This window comes from Thioclava sp. SK-1 (genome assembly GCF_001705665.1).
Lineage (GTDB): Bacteria > Pseudomonadota > Alphaproteobacteria > Rhodobacterales > Rhodobacteraceae > Thioclava.
In genome coordinates this window covers 223341-238746 of the sequence record NZ_MDHA01000032.1, presented here as the reverse complement: position 1 = coordinate 238746, position 15406 = coordinate 223341, and the positions used below count along the sequence as shown (strand labels likewise).

Genomic DNA, 15406 nt, shown 5'->3' with positions numbered 1-15406 from the left:
TGATATGTCCTACATCAGGGCGCTTCTGAAAATGTCTGTCGCCATTGCGCAATAAACCGCGCCTGTTGATGTTGATCGCGCGCTACCAATAGGCTTGGCTCAATCCGGATCGGACGTTCCGCGCTTTCGGGCAGGCTGTTTTGATCGCTGTCACGCTGCACGATCAACCCGTTTTCGGTCAAGATCCGCTGTCCTTCCGCCGACAATAGAAAATCCAGCAACCGCGCCGCGAACCGTGGGCGCGGTGCACCTTTGGGGATCATAAAAGCACGTGACAAAAACAGCGTGTAATCTTCGGGCATGATGACGCCGATGCGACTGTCCAACCCATCGGGCACATAAGATCCCAGCACGTTATAGGCGATCAAATACTGCCCATCCGCCACGCCTTGCAAGATTTCCGCCGAACAACAAGTCGCCACAGCATCCGAGCGCGCGAACCCTTCCAGCAGGCTGCCGAATGTCGTGGCCTCTTGGCTGTCGGCAAATGCGAAAAGATAGCCAAGGCCAGAGGCCTCAATATCATAGGTGGCAATTTTACCGCGATAGGCGGGATCGCCACGCCGCATCAGATCCAGCAGCGCAAACCGTGTGTGGGGCGCATCATCGACCCCCACCATAGCCCGGTTATAGGCAATCACTGCGGCCTCATGCGTCAGACCCCACAGCTCATCTCGCCAATTGCGGCTGGCAGGCAGGCCCGCCGTCAGATCCGAGCGATAGCTTTGTGCGCAAGCGCTGTTCACCAATTCCACCAACTGATGCACCGCTGAAGAAAACACCGCATCCGCGCTGGCCGTGCCGGACTGGCACTCTGCCTGTGTTTTGGCGGTCAGCGCGTTAGAGCCCCATTGTTCATACCGCAATGTCAGATCGGGATTGGCCCTGACAAAGGCCTGCATCGCAGGCCGCATGATCGCCATATCGGTGGTGGAGCGCAGCACCATATGCAGCGGCCCATGACCATAGTCGCCCGATGCCTCCTGCGCGTGAACCGGGGCGGCAACCAGAAACGCCACGGCCAATGTGATGACTTTGATCAATTCGCCTCTCCTGACACCGCCGGTAAAATCAATGACACGCGGAAGCCACGCTCCCCACGGCCCAGCGCCATCTGCCCGCCAAAAGCCTCCGCGACAGAGCGGACAATGGACAAGCCCAACCCAGCAGAGCGTCCACGCGAGGCGGCCGAACGTTCAAACCGCCGCCCCATCCGCGCCAACAGATCCCCCTGCGGACCCGGGCCGGCATCTTCCACCCACAGCTCGGCATGATCAGCGCGCGCCGTAACACCGATGCGCACCGGGGCTTGGCCGTGGCGTAAGGCATTTGATAGCATATTCTTCGCCGCCTCCCCTAAGGAGATTTCATCCCCCATCACGATCACCTCATCGGGACCAATCACCAGCCCTACCTCGACCCCGGGGGCAAGCAGCTCATGATCGCGGCTTTCGATCACCTCTAACGCGATCATGCGCAGATCAATCGCCTCTGGCGGGGCGGAATCCGTGCGGTGGATCACCATTGCCCGCGATAACATTTGATCCAGCAAATTGCCCAGGGACCGGGTGCGCGCCACCAAACGCTCCAGCGCGATCTTGCGCTGTGCCTCGTCACCGTCTTGCACAGCCAGTTCCGCCTGGGCGCGAATGGCCGCCACAGGGGTGCGCAGCTGATGGGCCGTGTCCGAAATCAAGTTGCGCATCGCGTTGAATTGCCGGTCCAGGCGGGTCATGAAGCGGTTCATCGCCACGATCATCACCGCCACCTCTGATGGCACATTCGTCGCCATCGGCGTCAGATCATAGGGGTCGCGTGCCAACAGCCCATCGGCAATCTCGCGCAGCGGATGCAGGGCTGAACGGATCACCACATAAGCAATCGCCATCAATACCAGCCCCGCCAATGTCGCCGCGATCAGCGCATCGCGCGTAAGCCCCAGCGCCATCGCATTGCGCGCCGCGATCGTCTGCCCCACAGTCACAGTGACCGTGCCAGAATAATCGCGCTCTGCAAAGCGGCGCGGCAATGTGACAAACCGCGCCCGCTCCCCGTTCAGCATCGCGTCAAAAAACACCGCTTGGCCGGAAGCTTGCCGGCGCAGCGCTTGCGGGGGAAGCGCCACGTCATGCCCGGTCAGCAATGTACCATCGGGTCCGCGCAGCGCATAGGCGATCCGGTCGCGCGGCGCCAAGGCCAAAAGCGCAAAGGCCGAAACCGGCAGATCCGCTAGGGGCGCCCCATCCACCACGTCAATCGATTCCGCGATGTCGTTGGCCGCGCCCATCAGCAACCTGTCATAGGTCTGGCGCGCAGCGATGCGGCCATAGGTAAAGGCAGCCAAGGCAACCAATATCCCGCCCACCAACAACAACGACATTACCGCCACCACCACCCGCGACACAAGCGACGGCGCAAGCGGTGCAGGATGGGGCGGCGCAGGATGGGCCGGCATAGGATGAGGGGGGGGCGGCTTAGCCATCCAACACAATCCCATATCCAACGCCACGTCGTGTCTCGATGCTCAAGCCCGATCCGGCAAGCTTTTTGCGCAAGCGCCCGATATACAGCTCAATCGCATTGATCCCGACATCGGCATCGTTGAACGCGAACAGCCCGTCATACAACCGCTCTTTCTTCAGGATCTGGCCGGGATGGCGCATCAATATGCCCAGCAATGCGGCCTCGCGCCGGGTCAGGTCCAGCCGCGCCCCGTCCAGCTCTGCCCCGAGTGTAGAGGAAGAAAACGTCAGCTTCCCAAGCTGTAAGACATCGGTCTTTTGCTCCGCCTCGCGCCGGATCAATGCACGCAGCCGGGCTTCTAATTCCCGCTGGTCAAAGGGTTTCACCAGATAATCATCGGCCCCCAAATCCAATGCCGTGATCCTGTCATCCACTGAGAACAGCGCAGTCAGCATCAATACCGGCACCCGATTGCCCGCCGCGCGCACATCGCGCAGCAATCCCGTTCCCGACCCATCTGGCAGGTTGATATCCAAAATCAGCGCATCATAAAGTTGCACCGATAAGAAATCCTGCGCGGATGCCAATGTCTCGGCATGATCACAGGCCATACCGGCCTGCCCCAACCGCGTCACCACGGCCTGGGCCATATCTGTTGCATCTTCGACCAATAGAATACGCATAGAATCTTTCCCTCGGCATGGGCCAAGCGCCCAATCTGCGTGGCGACAGGTTAATGACAGCTTCGCACGATACCAACAGTGACAGCCCGTCCCCCGAGGAGACTGCATAGCGCAGTGGAGAGGACGGTGCCAACGCCGCTTTGCAAGAAAATCGGCTTGAAATTGTGGAGGATATACGAATGTTCAAGGCAAAAAGCCTAACCCTTGTTGCTGCGCTTTTGGGCGCGACCGCCTTTCCGGCGATGGCACAAGAATTCACCCCAGAAAATCCAGAATGCATCGCGCCTGCCAACCCCGGTGGTGGCTGGGATTTCACCTGCCGTCAGGTAGGAAAATCCATGCAAGACCTCGATCTGATCGATAAAACCATGCAGGTCGTGAACCTTGCAGGCGGCGGCGGTGGCGTGGCCTTTGCTGAGGTTGTAAATAAGCGCAGCGATGACAACGATCTGATCGTCGCGGCCTCTTCCGCGACCGCGACGCGCCTTGCACAGGGTGCCTACCCGGGCAACACGATGGATCAGGTGCGTTGGCTGGCATCGATCGGTGCAGATTACGGCGTGATCGCCGTGGCGGCTGACAGCGATGTAGAAACATTGCCGCAGCTGTTGGATATGATCAAGAATGACCCGACCGCCGTGTCGGTCGCCGGTGGCTCTGCTGTGGGTGGCTGGGATCACCTGAAGGTTTTGATCGCGGCCAATGCCTATGGTGTCGAAGATGTGCGCCGCGTGAAATACATCGCTTTTGATGGCGGCGGCGAGGCAGTCACCCAGCTTCTGGCCGGATCGGTTCAGGCCTTCACCGGCGATCTGTCCGAAGCCAAAGGCTTTGTCGACAGTGGCGACATCCGTGTGATCGCAGTTCTGTCACCAGAGCGCCTGGAAGGCGAATTCGCCAATATCCCAACGGCGAAAGAGCAAGGCGTTGACGCCATCGGTGCAAACTGGCGCGGCTTCTACGGCCCGGAAAACATGTCCGACGAAGCATATAACGCTTGGGCATCGAAAATCGGTGATCTTTACGCCTCTGATGAGTGGAAAGAGATCATGGCCGCAAATGGCCTCGCGCCGCTGGATCTGCAAGGCGCCGAGTTTGAGACATTCGTGTCCGATTCTGTTGAACAGATCCAATCGATTTCCCGCGAAATCGGCATCATCAAGTAAGCGCTCCTCCCCTTTCCTCGCTTACTTGACCGGAAGGGGGTGGTCCGGCCGACCGCCCCCTTTTGACTATGTTTCATCCTAAGCCCCACTTACCACCCAGGAGATCCCCATGAGTGATCGTATCTTTGGGGTGTTCGGCGTTCTTCTGGCTATCGGTTTTGCCTTCGCGGCATTGCACATCGAGGAAAGCTTTCTTTCCGATGCTGTCGGCCCGAAAGCCTTCCCGCTGATCATCGCCGTCATCCTAGGCCTCAGCTCTGCCGTCATCGCCTTCAAACCAGATCCCGAACCCGCTTGGCCCACCTTTGGCCGTATCGCAGAAATCGCCGCCGCTGTTGTGGTGATGATGCTTTACGCGCAGATGCTGCCTGTCGTCGGTTTCGTCATCGCCACCGCCTTTGCTGCTGCATTCCTTGCGTGGCGTTTGGGCTCGACGATCCTTGCGTCGGTTTTGACCGGTGTTGGCACATCCGTCGGTATCTATGTCATTTTCCACCTTGTGCTTGGCCTTTCGCTCGCGCGCGGCCCACTTGGGTTTTAACGGGGTATCACGATGGAAATGCTTTCAAATTTAGGTGACGGCTTTGTTGTCGCGCTGACATGGCAAAACATCGGGCTTGCGTTGTTAGGCTGTTTTCTGGGAACGATCATGGGCGCCCTGCCCGGTCTGGGCCCGTCAAACGGCGTAGCGATCTTGATCCCACTGGCCTTCACACTTGGCCTTGGCGCGACGCCATCGCTGATCTTGCTGACCTCCGTCTATTACGGTGCGATGTATGGCGGGCGAATTTCGTCAATCTTACTGAACATCCCGGGGGATGAACCCGCGATGATGACCTGTCTTGACGGCTATCCAATGGCCCAAAAGGGCATGGCCGGTCAGGCCTTGTCGATCTCGGGGATCGCGTCCTTTGTCGGATCGTTCTTTGCGACATGGGGTCTGATTTTGCTGGCGCCGCAGCTGGTAAAAATCGCGCTGCTATTTGGTCCGGCGGAGTATTTCGCGCTTTTCGCATTGGCGTTTATGACGCTGGGCGGCGTGTCCTCGACCAATCAGGCGAAATCGGCCTTTGCCGCCGCGTTGGGGCTTGGGCTTGCGATGATCGGTGTCGACACCCAAACCGGCGTGCCGCGTTTCACCTTTGGTGAGGTTCATCTGTATGACGGGCTTGATTTCTTGGTTGCCATCGTTGGTCTGTTCGCCCTGTCCGAAGTGTTCATCTTCTTGGAAGAACGTCACGGCTCGGCAGATGGGGCGGGCAAAAAGCTCAATATCGGTCGCCTTACGCCGCCAATGTCGATGGTGAAAGCCTGCACTCCGACAATGCTGCGGACCTCGTTCTTGGGCTTTATCGCGGGCGTGCTGCCCGGTGCTGGCGCGTCGCTTGGCTCTTTCATCAGCTATTCAATGGAAAAGCGGCTGATCGACAAAGACGGCACGTTCGGCAAGGGCGATCCGCGCGGTGTGGCCGCCCCAGAGGCGGGCAACAATGCCGCAGCCGGTGGTGCGCTGGTGCCGATGCTGGCGCTGGGTGTGCCCGGGTCGGGCACCACGGCTGTGCTATTGGCAGTTCTTTTGTCGCTCAATATCACGCCGGGACCGCTGTTGTTCCAAAACAACCCTGATGTTGTCTGGGGCCTGATCGCCGCGTTGTTCATTGCCAACTTTATGCTGCTGCTGATGAATATCCCAATGGTGGGCCTGTTCACCCGGGTGTTGCTGATCCCGCCGCGCATCTTGATGCCGGTCGTTGCGATGGTGTCCTTCGTGGGTATCTACGGGATCTCTGGCTCCAGCTTCGATCTGATGGTGATGATCGGATTTGGCGTGATGGGCTGGTTGCTGCGCAAGTTCGACGTGCCACTGGTGCCGATCATTTTGGGCACGCTGCTGGGCAATGCGATGGAAAACAATCTGCGCCGCGCAGTGACCATCGACAACGGAAACTGGATGACATTGTTTGACAGCCCGCTGTCGCTGGGCCTGTGGACGGTCGCGATCATCGGCTTCATCTTGCCGCTGTTTCTGGCCCGCAAGGTAAAGCCGCGGATGGCCAAGGATGACGAAGGCTCCCTGTCGGACTGATCTCGTTGCGTCACCATTCACATGATACCAACAGCCGCCCTCCCAGGGCGGCTGTTCGCGTCAACGCCCTTGCAAAAGACCCCACCACAGGGGCATTGAAAGACAAACGTCACAACCTGCCTGATGGTCATGCGCCTGTATCGCCTTTTGTTGTCCTTTGCCCTGCCGCTGATGGCCCTGCACTTGCTGTGGGGCTGGGCGCGCGGCGTGCAAAGCCGCGCCGGCCTTGCGGAGCGGCTGGGCGGCGGCACGGCGCCCAGCCCGAGCAAGGCCGCCCCCCCCGCAACGAAAGCATCTGCAGCCACTGATCCAAACGCCCACGCATCTACCGCGCCGCACGGCCCGCTGTGGCTTCACGCAGCGTCGAACGGCGAGCTGACCTCGGCGCGCCCGCTCATTGATCTTATCTTGGCGCAGCAGGGCAGCTCTTTACTGCTGACCACCAATACAGAAACGGGCCGGACCCTTGCCCAAAGCTGGGATCTCCCCAACACCATGGTCTGCCTTGCGCCGCTCGACCATCGTCTGATCCTGCGCCGTTTTCTTTCACGGCACCGTCCCTCCGCCCATGTCATGATCGAGAATGAGCTTTGGCCGAACCGCATCGTTGCCATGGCGCCCCGCCCGATCTTTGCAATCAGCGCGCGGCTCTCCGAAGGCTCCGCGCGCAATTGGTCGCGCCTTGGTATCGGGCCCGCCATGATGGGATGCTTCACTGCAGTTTCGGCACAAGATCCAGCATCACAAGACAGGTTTCGCGCGCTTGGCCTACCTGCCAGTCGTCTGATGCCGCCGTTCAACCTGAAAACAACCGTTATGGCACGACAGGCCAATGACCCGCTTGATTGGCCGCGCGCGCAAACCCTGCTTGCCGCCTCCACTCATGAGGGGGAGGACGCGCCACTCCTTGCAGCCTTTACCGCAGCCCGCCGCACCAACCCGGCGCTGCGACTGATCTTGGCGCCGCGCCATCCGCGCCGCGCCGATGACATCGCCAAGCTGATCACCGCCGCAGGTCTGGGCTATACCCGCCGCTCCCAGCGCAACGGGACCGATAAGCCAGTCTTTCTGGCCGATACTTTGGGCGAGATGGAAAACTGGTATGCCAGCGCGGGCATGTGTTTCACCGGTGGCTCCTTGGTGCCCAAAGGTGGGCACACCCCATTTGAACCGGCGGCCTATGGCTGTGCCATTTTACACGGCCCCCATGTTGCCAATGCCGCCCAGCCTTATGCGCTGCTGGATCAAGCAGGTGGCGCAGTAATGGTTCAAGATGCCGACAGCCTTAGCCGCGCCATCCAAAGCCTAAGCGCAGCACGTCAGGCAAAGATGGCCAAAGCCGCAGCGCGCGCGCTTGGCACACAAGATGCCTCCCTCCAGCTTGAGCAGATCTGCGCCGCGATCTTCTCGGCCTGGAACAGCTATATGGCCCGGACCTTGCGGTAAGCGCAGCCGCCGAAACCTTGCGTTTACCATCAGAATGTATCAGTTAGAGTGGATATCGCGGTGCCAACGCCCCGGGGACACACGGCGCCCACAGATCCATTGGCGCATAAAACCGGCACAATGGCACCGCCTTTCAGGGACGATGGAATGATCCGTTACACGCTGAAATGCGATAACGCGCATGAATTTGATGGCTGGTTCGCCTCTGCCGCTGCGTTTGACACACAGGCCGCCTCCGGGCAGGTCACTTGCAGCCTGTGCGGATCTGCAAATGTGCAAAAAACCTTGATGGCCCCTGCCGTGCGCGCCACGCGTCGCGATAGTGATGCACCCACCGCCCCGCGGCCGGATCCAACAGATGCCAGCGCCACCACAGATGCCGGACCCACCGCACCACCGGCTGCGGCCAAGCCGCTTAGCGCCCCGCAAAATGCGATGGAAACCGCCTTTGCACAGCTGCGCAAACATATTGAATCAAGTTCTGAAAATGTCGGCTCTGATTTCGCCAAGCAAGCTCGTGCCATGCATGAGGGCAGCGCGCCGGAACGTGCGATCCACGGCGAAGCCAAGCTGGATGACGCCCGCGCGCTGCTTGAAGATGGGGTGCCGATCATGCCATTGCCGTTTGCCACACGAAAACTCAACTGATCTTCCCATGCATCGCATGCGCAGGCCTATCGGACCTCTTGCGCCCGTGCGGCCCTTGCTTTAACCGAAACCCCGACGCCCGGCGATGGGTCCGGGAGCACGGAGCGAGGGAGAGGACATGCCGCTTCTCGTGATGAAATTCGGCGGCACTTCGGTGGCTGATCTTGACCGCATTGCAAATGCTGCGGCCAAAGTGAAACGCGAAGTCGAACGTGGCTATGACGTGATCGTCATTGTCTCGGCCATGTCGGGTAGAACGAATGAATTGGTCGGCTGGGTGGAATCCACCTCGCCAATGTATGACGCGCGTGAATATGACGCGGTTGTTTCATCAGGTGAAAATGTCACCGCCGGCTTGATGGCGATGCGTCTGCAAGAAATGGACGTGCCCGCGCGCAGCTGGCAGGGGTGGCAAGTCCCGATCAAGACAACCTCGGCGCATGGCGCGGCGCGGTTCGTCGACATTCCGCGCGACAATATTGATGCAAAATTCGCTGAGGGCATGAAGGTCGCGGTTGTCGCAGGCTTCCAGGGCCTGTCAGAAGAAAACCGCATCACCACATTGGGCCGTGGCGGCTCTGACACCACAGCGGTGGCTTTCGCGGCAGCCTTTGGTGCGGAACGCTGTGACATCTACACGGATGTTGATGGGATCTACACCACGGATCCGCGCGTGTCGGATAAGGCGCGCAAGCTTGACAAAATCGCCTTTGAGGAAATGCTGGAACTGGCGTCCTTGGGTGCGAAAGTGCTGCAAACCCGCTCGGTTGAGCTGGCGATGCGTAACAATGTGCGCCTGCGGGTGCTGTCCTCATTTGAGGATACCGACGAAACCTCCGGAACCTTGGTCTGCGGTGAGGATGAAATCATGGAATCAAAAGTCGTCTCAGGTGTCGCCTTTTCGCGCGACGAAGCGAAAATGACACTTGTCACCGTTGAAGACCGCCCCGGCATCGCCAGCGCGATTTTCGGCACGTTGGCGGATGCGGGTGTCAATGTGGACATGATTGTCCAAAATATCTCGGAACGCGATTATGAGGGCCACACAGAGGCGGTCACGGATATGACCTTCTCCTGCCCGATCAATCAGGTGTCGCGCGCCAAACAGGCGTTGGAGGCCGCAGCACAGGCAAACAAGCTGGGCTATGAGGATCTGATCGTCGACACCGAGGTCGCGAAGGTCTCGGTTGTGGGGATCGGCATGCGCAGCCACGCAGGTGTTGCCGCGACGATGTTCAAGGCGCTTGCCGCTGAAAACGTCAACATCAAGGTGATTGCGACTTCGGAAATCAAAATTTCCGTGCTGATCGACCGGAAATATATGGAACTCGCGGTCCAAGCCCTCCATGATGCGTTTGAACTGGAGAAGGCAGGCTAAACCTGCCACCCCAGCTCTGGGGAGAAGGAACAACCGGGATGGCCGAGCGCCGCGATAGCAACAGCCGCAGTCTTTTGCGACGTCTGCGCGACACATTGGCGTTGCAGGGCGATGGCCAGCATCGCCTTGACCGGATCACGCATCTGATCGCGGATTCCATGGGAACCGCGGTCTGCTCTATCTATCTGTTCCGCGATCCAGAGACGCTTGAACTATGCGCGACCGAAGGGTTGAACCCACAGGCCGTGCATCACACCCGCTTGCGTATCGGTGAAGGGCTCGTGGGCCGGGTTGCGCGCATGGGCGCTGCGGTCAACACGGGCAACGCCCCCTCCGAACCCGGCTTCCGTTATATGGCTGAAACCGGAGAAGAGATTTACTCCAGCTTCCTTGGCGTGCCGATCCAACGCGTAGGCGAAAAGATGGGCGTTTTGGTTGTGCAATCCAAAGCACAACGTCAATTCAGCGATGATGAGGTCTATGGCCTTGAGGTCGTAGCGATGGTTTTGGCAGAGATGACCGAATTGGGCGCCTTTGTAGGCGACCATGAAGGCATGGGCCAATCCCACCGTTTCCCGGTACTGTTTCGCGGCACCAGCGGCCAAGAAGGTGCCTGCGAAGGCAATGTCTGGCTGCATGAACCGCGGGTGGTTGTTACCAATCCCGTCGGCGATGATCCCGACGCTGAACAGGCGCGCCTGTCGGAAGCGGTTGAAGAGTTGCAGGCCCAGATCAATGATATGGTCTTGGGGGCCGCAGGGTTGGATGTCGATCATCGGCAGGTAATGGAAACCTATCGTATGCTGGCCAATTCGCGCGGCTGGATGCGGCGGATGTCTGAAGATATCGAAGCGGGCCTATCCGCCGAAGCCGCCGTCGAAAAAGAACAGTCCACCAATCGCGCCCGGCTGGAACAATCCGGCGATGCCTATCTGCGCGAACGCCTGTCCGATCTGGATGACCTGTCCAACCGCCTGCTGCGTCTGCTGACTGGCCAGGGCCGTGATACTGGCGCCGATTTACCCGAAAACCCGGTCCTTGTGGCGCGCAATATCGGCCCGGCAGAGCTGCTGGAATATGGTCGTAGCCTGCGCGGCGTGGTGCTTGAAGAGGGCTCTGTGGGCAGTCATGCCGCGATTGTCGCCCGGGCTTTGGCAATCCCCTTGGTGATCCACACGAAACGGGTCACGACCGAGGCGCTGAACGGCGATCCTATCCTGGTGGATGGGGATCAGGGCGTGGTGCATCTGCGCCCTGAAGACAGCGTGGCCTCCGCCTTCCGTGACAAGATCGCCATGCAAGCCGAGGCGCAAAAACGCTACGCCGATCTGCGGGATCTGCCCGCCACAGATCGCGCCGGGTTGACCATTGGGCTGGATATGAACGCCGGGCTTATGGCTGACCTTCCATCTTTGGCCAATTCTGGTGCCGATGGCGTGGGGCTGTTCCGGACAGAGCTGCAATTCCTTATCCGCACAAGCGTGCCCCGCCGCGATGAGCTGGCACTGACCTATAAACGCGTGATCGATGCCGCCCAGGGCAAGCCGGTCAAATTCCGCACGCTTGATATCGGATCGGACAAAGTGCTGCCCTATATGAAGCCCCAAGACGAGCCCAACCCCGCAATGGGCTGGCGCGCGATCCGTGTGGGGCTCGACAAACCCGGCGTTTTGCGGATGCAACTGCAGGCGCTTTTGCGCGCCGCTCAGGGTCGACCGCTGCAAGTGATGTTCCCCTTTATCGCATGTCCTGAAGAATTTTACGATGCCCGCGATGCATTGCTGCGCCAACGCGACCGCGAAGCCGCAATGGGCCGCCCCGTGCCCGAAGACCTGAAAATAGGTGCAATGCTGGAAACCCCATCTTTGGGATTCGCCCCCGACAGCTTTTATGAAACCTGCGATTTCATTTCGATCGGCGGAAATGACCTGAAGCAATTCTTTTTCGCAGCAGACCGCGAAAACGAACGGGTGCGCCGCCGCTATGATACGCTCGACACCAGCTTCCTGACGTTCCTTGAACGGATTATCGTGCGTTCCGCCGCGTATAATACCAAACTCAGCTTCTGCGGCGAAGATGCCGGTCGACCTGTCGAAGCTCTGACCTTCGCCGCCCTTGGCATCCGCACATTGTCGATGCGCCCCGCCTCCATCGGCCCGGTCAAACACCTGATCCGAAGGGCCGATCTTGCACAGCTACGCCAGATCATTCACCGCGCCCGTAACGAAGGACACAAATCCGTCCGCAACGCAGTCACCTCATATCTGGCGCAACTGTAACGGCCACCACAGCCCGACAATGTGAAACGCTGCGCTTTCATCTTGCCGATAAATATCCCGGGGGATCGCCTTATCCGGGGCATCGAGCCCCGGATAAGGCGGTCGGGGCAGAGCCCCTCCTAGCCGCGCCACCCTGGCACCACATCTTAAAAATGGGCACAGAAAAATTCGTTCAGCAAAATCGCTCTGGTCCGAAATTTTGCCCCTCAGAGTAACGATCACCCGCGGCCCATCCTACTGGCAAAACCGTCTCAATCTGCGCGAGCTCTTCTGCGCTTAACACACGCCCCGCGCCACGCGCCAATTCGTGCAAATGTTGAACCGACCGCGTCCCCGGAATTGCCAATATATGCTGGCCCTGCGCCAGAACCCAGGCAATCGCCAAACCAGATGCCGACATCCCCATCTGCGCAGCCAATCGGCGGAACCCATCTGTCATTGCCATATTATCTGCGTGGTTTTTTCCCACAAAACGCGGATTGACCGACAGAAATGAATTGCCCGAAATACGCTCACCTATCGGTGGGCTGTCCGTCAACATACCGCGCCCGACCGGCGAAAACGCCACAAACGCAGTGCCTTGGCGCGCGCATTCCTGCACCATCCCCAATTCAGGCAGCCGCGTTGCCAGCGAATATTCATTTTGCACCGCATCCACTGGTGCCACAGCACAGGCCCGGCGCAGCGACGCTGGCGCGATCTCAGAGAACCCAAAGCCACCGATTTTCCCTTCGGCCTTCAGATCCACAAGCGTCTGCATCACCTCTTCGATCGGGCGCCACGCGTCACGGCGGTGAATATAAAACAGATCCACCTGCTCCACCCCCAAACGGCGCAGACTGCCCTCTAGCTGCAAACGCAAATGGGCGTCCGAATTGTCGTAGCACCGCGCGCCGGTCTGCGGGTCACTGGTGATCCCGGCCTTAGTTGCAATGGCAAACGGGTTGCTGCCATAGGCTTTGATAAACGCACCAATCGCAGTCTCGGATCGGCCCATCCCGTAGATATTTGACGTGTCAATGTGATCGACGCCAAGCTCCAGCGCGGCTTCCATCACCGCGAAGGAGTCTGCCTGCGTCGTCGCACCGTAAAAATCGGCAAAGCTCATACCGCCCAAGCCAAGGCTAGACACGGTCTTACCCATGGTTCCAAACCGTCGATGTTCCATCGGCAATCTCCTGAAACTTACACTATGTTCTATACAAAATGTTCTATACAAATCCGCGTTGCCGCTTGGTCCGGCGCAGCACTACTGCAATGCGGTAATCCGCGTCACAAGCTCCTCACGCAGATGCCCCTCATCCGCGCCACTGTCTTGTGCCAATTGCTTAAGGCCGAAATGCACATGCGCGATCTCTTGATAGTAATTGGTAAAGGCATAATTGACCGCAGCGCCCGCCACCGCACCCAAGACAGGCGCCGCCTGTGCCGCAAGCTTTTGTCCCAGCACAGCGGCCAATCGCGGGGCTACTTTGGCAATCATGCCATGCAGGCTGGGCCCGGTCAGGGTCACACGCGCAGCAATCAGCGCCAAATCGGCCCCATCATCATCTTTCAACGGACCCGCAGAGGCCAGGATACGCAGGCATTCAAGCTTGACCGCATCAGAGGCCGGGTCGAACCCATGCCCTGCCGCAATCGCCTGAATAGAGCGCAGCAACATCGTCACTGTGAAGGGCAGCTCGGCCGTGGCCCCGGCCAGACCGCCAAATCCACCTGCGGCCCCCATCGCCGTGGTCAGCGCCCGATTCACCCAATCAGAGCGATCATCCACCACCCCGCGCGACCGCTCTGCAGCATCAAACGCAATTTCCAGCGCCCGCGCGGTGGCCCCATCCAGACCGTCACGCAACGGCCCAGGAAATTTCGCCATCAGATTTTCTGCCGATCCCCCCACCCGGTTCAGCAATTGCATCCCAGGTCCTGATGCTGCCCGGTGCCGCGCGGCCAACGCATCAAGGCGGGCAAGCAGCATCGGATCCTTCAATGGTTCAAGAATATCGGTTTGCATCACTTCGGTCCTTTATCAGGCGGCGGCCCCAACCTATGCACGGGCCTGCCCTTAATATGGTCCGTCTGAGCGGATCTGCCAATGCGTCAGCAGAACTTCTCGACAGGGCCGCGCACATCCTCCCAGCCGCCTTGGATCAGCTCTAGCGCCAATATCCGATCAGGGTTTGTCGGTGGCGGCATCTCTACCCCCGTAATTTTTGCAAAACCAAACCGGCGGTAATAGGGTTCATCCCCCACCAACAGCACGCGCGGCCAGCCCAGACGACGCCCCTCGTTCAGGCTTTCAAGCATCAAGATACCGCCCAAACCTTCGCCCTGCCGGGTCGGGTGAACCGCCACTGGACCAAGCAGCAGCACTTCGGCTCCGCCGACCAACACTGGCCAATATCGGATCGCCGCCGCCAGAACGCCATCCTGGCGCAGGTTCAGGCACAGATCACGCACCGGTTTCACCCCATCGCGCAAACGATAGGAGCTTAGCGCTGTGCGGCCCGGGGCGAAGCACAGATCATACAGTGCCTCCACTTCCCACCAATCCGCTTCGGTTTCTTTTGCAACCTGATACATCTGGACCCGCCCTCTTCCCTTTGCGCCTAGCACGCGTCAAGATCAGGTTCAAACCGATCCCAACGGGAGTTTCCAATGTTTTATCGCCCCGCCGATGGCCACGGCCTGCCCCATAACCCGTTCAATGCCATCGTCGCCCCCCGGCCCATCGGTTGGATATCCACGCGCGGCACATTGGGGGATAATCTGGCCCCCTATTCATTCTTTAATGCGGTCGCTTATGTGCCGCCACAGGTTATGTTTGCCTCTACCTCAGCCAAGCCCGACCGGGACGGCACAAAAGACAGCGTCGCGCAGATCCATGAAACCGGAGTGTTTTGCGTAAACTTGCTTGGGTCCGATCAGAAAGACGTGATGAATGCCAGCTGTGCGCCCTTCCCCGCAGGCACTGATGAATTTACCCAAGCCGGGATCGCAAAAGCCGAAGCTGAGACAATTGACTGCCCGCGTGTGGCACAGGCGCAGGCCACACTGGAATGCCGCGTGGTACAGGTCATCGCACTGTTGGGAGAGGCCAATTTCATGGTCCACGGAGAGGTCACGGGCGTTCATATCCGGCCCGATTGCCTACGCGATGGGCGCTATGCTCCCACCGATTGGCTGACACGGATGGGCTACCGCGATTATGCGGCGGTGAAAGACCTGTTTGAACTGGAGCGCCCTGACTAGGTCCGCCG

At 59.4% G+C, this 15406-nt stretch carries 14 protein-coding genes; 8 read left to right on the top strand and 6 right to left on the bottom strand.

Annotated features, from left to right (window positions below; all coding sequences use genetic code 11):
• Nucleotides 1-14: 14 nt before the first annotated feature.
• From BFP70_RS07305 to BFP70_RS07295, 3 genes are read right to left on the bottom strand one after another with little or no spacing between them, the layout of a single operon-like run.
• Nucleotides 15-1043, bottom strand: coding sequence for an ABC transporter substrate-binding protein (locus BFP70_RS07305; RefSeq protein WP_066010695.1), 1029 nt, complete (start codon nt 1041-1043; stop codon nt 15-17).
• Nucleotides 1040-2482 (bottom strand): sensor histidine kinase, encoded by a 1443-nt coding sequence (locus BFP70_RS07300; protein ID WP_255356630.1) that lies wholly within the window; start codon nt 2480-2482, stop codon nt 1040-1042. The genes BFP70_RS07305 and BFP70_RS07300 overlap by 4 nt, the downstream gene beginning before the upstream one ends.
• Nucleotides 2475-3146 (bottom strand): response regulator transcription factor, encoded by a 672-nt coding sequence (locus BFP70_RS07295; RefSeq protein ID WP_066010693.1) that lies wholly within the window; start codon nt 3144-3146, stop codon nt 2475-2477. The genes BFP70_RS07300 and BFP70_RS07295 overlap by 8 nt, the downstream gene beginning before the upstream one ends.
• A gap of 179 nt (nt 3147-3325) precedes the next feature.
• On the opposite strand from BFP70_RS07295, the gene BFP70_RS07290 reads away from it, so the two are divergent.
• The 7 genes from BFP70_RS07290 (at nt 3326) to ptsP (ending at nt 12149) form a co-directional block, all read left to right on the top strand.
• Complete coding sequence (locus BFP70_RS07290) at nt 3326-4312, top strand: tripartite tricarboxylate transporter substrate binding protein (protein WP_066010692.1); 987 nt, start codon at nt 3326-3328, stop codon at nt 4310-4312.
• Between the two features lie 109 nt (nt 4313-4421).
• Nucleotides 4422-4853 (top strand): tripartite tricarboxylate transporter TctB family protein, encoded by a 432-nt coding sequence (locus BFP70_RS07285; RefSeq protein WP_066010691.1) that lies wholly within the window; start codon nt 4422-4424, stop codon nt 4851-4853.
• 12 nt (nt 4854-4865) lie between these two features.
• Complete coding sequence (locus tag BFP70_RS07280; protein WP_066010690.1) at nt 4866-6398, top strand: tripartite tricarboxylate transporter permease; 1533 nt, start codon at nt 4866-4868, stop codon at nt 6396-6398.
• 129 nt (nt 6399-6527) lie between these two features.
• Complete coding sequence (locus BFP70_RS07275; RefSeq protein ID WP_066010948.1) at nt 6528-7844, top strand: 3-deoxy-D-manno-octulosonic acid transferase; 1317 nt, start codon at nt 6528-6530, stop codon at nt 7842-7844.
• 147 nt (nt 7845-7991) lie between these two features.
• Nucleotides 7992-8492, top strand: coding sequence for a DUF1178 family protein (locus BFP70_RS07270; RefSeq protein ID WP_066010689.1), 501 nt, complete (start codon nt 7992-7994; stop codon nt 8490-8492).
• A gap of 118 nt (nt 8493-8610) precedes the next feature.
• Nucleotides 8611-9870: an aspartate kinase gene (locus BFP70_RS07265; RefSeq protein ID WP_066010688.1), complete on the top strand. Its 1260-nt coding sequence runs from the start codon at nt 8611-8613 to the stop codon at nt 9868-9870.
• Nucleotides 9871-9908: 38 nt separating this feature from the next.
• Nucleotides 9909-12149 carry a phosphoenolpyruvate--protein phosphotransferase gene (ptsP, locus tag BFP70_RS07260; RefSeq protein ID WP_066010687.1) on the top strand — a complete coding sequence of 747 codons (2241 nt, stop codon included), beginning with the start codon at nt 9909-9911 and terminating at the stop codon, nt 12147-12149.
• Between the two features lie 172 nt (nt 12150-12321).
• On the opposite strand, the gene BFP70_RS07255 is transcribed toward ptsP, so the two are convergent.
• The 3 genes from BFP70_RS07255 to BFP70_RS07245 all read right to left on the bottom strand — a co-directional run bounded on the left by BFP70_RS07255 (nt 12322) and on the right by BFP70_RS07245 (nt 14729).
• The gene (locus BFP70_RS07255) at nt 12322-13317 is read right to left on the bottom strand and encodes an aldo/keto reductase (protein ID WP_066010686.1); all 996 of its coding nucleotides are present in this window, start codon (nt 13315-13317) and stop codon (nt 12322-12324) included.
• 81 nt (nt 13318-13398) lie between these two features.
• The gene (locus tag BFP70_RS07250; protein WP_066010685.1) at nt 13399-14160 is read right to left on the bottom strand and encodes an EcsC family protein; all 762 of its coding nucleotides are present in this window, start codon (nt 14158-14160) and stop codon (nt 13399-13401) included.
• 86 nt (nt 14161-14246) lie between these two features.
• Nucleotides 14247-14729 carry a GNAT family N-acetyltransferase gene (locus BFP70_RS07245; RefSeq protein ID WP_066010684.1) on the bottom strand — a complete coding sequence of 161 codons (483 nt, stop codon included), beginning with the start codon at nt 14727-14729 and terminating at the stop codon, nt 14247-14249.
• A gap of 75 nt (nt 14730-14804) precedes the next feature.
• Here BFP70_RS07245 and BFP70_RS07240 point away from each other — a divergent pair, with 75 nt between their 5' ends.
• Nucleotides 14805-15398: a flavin reductase family protein gene (locus BFP70_RS07240; protein WP_066010683.1), complete on the top strand. Its 594-nt coding sequence runs from the start codon at nt 14805-14807 to the stop codon at nt 15396-15398.
• Nucleotides 15399-15406 lie beyond the last annotated feature (8 nt).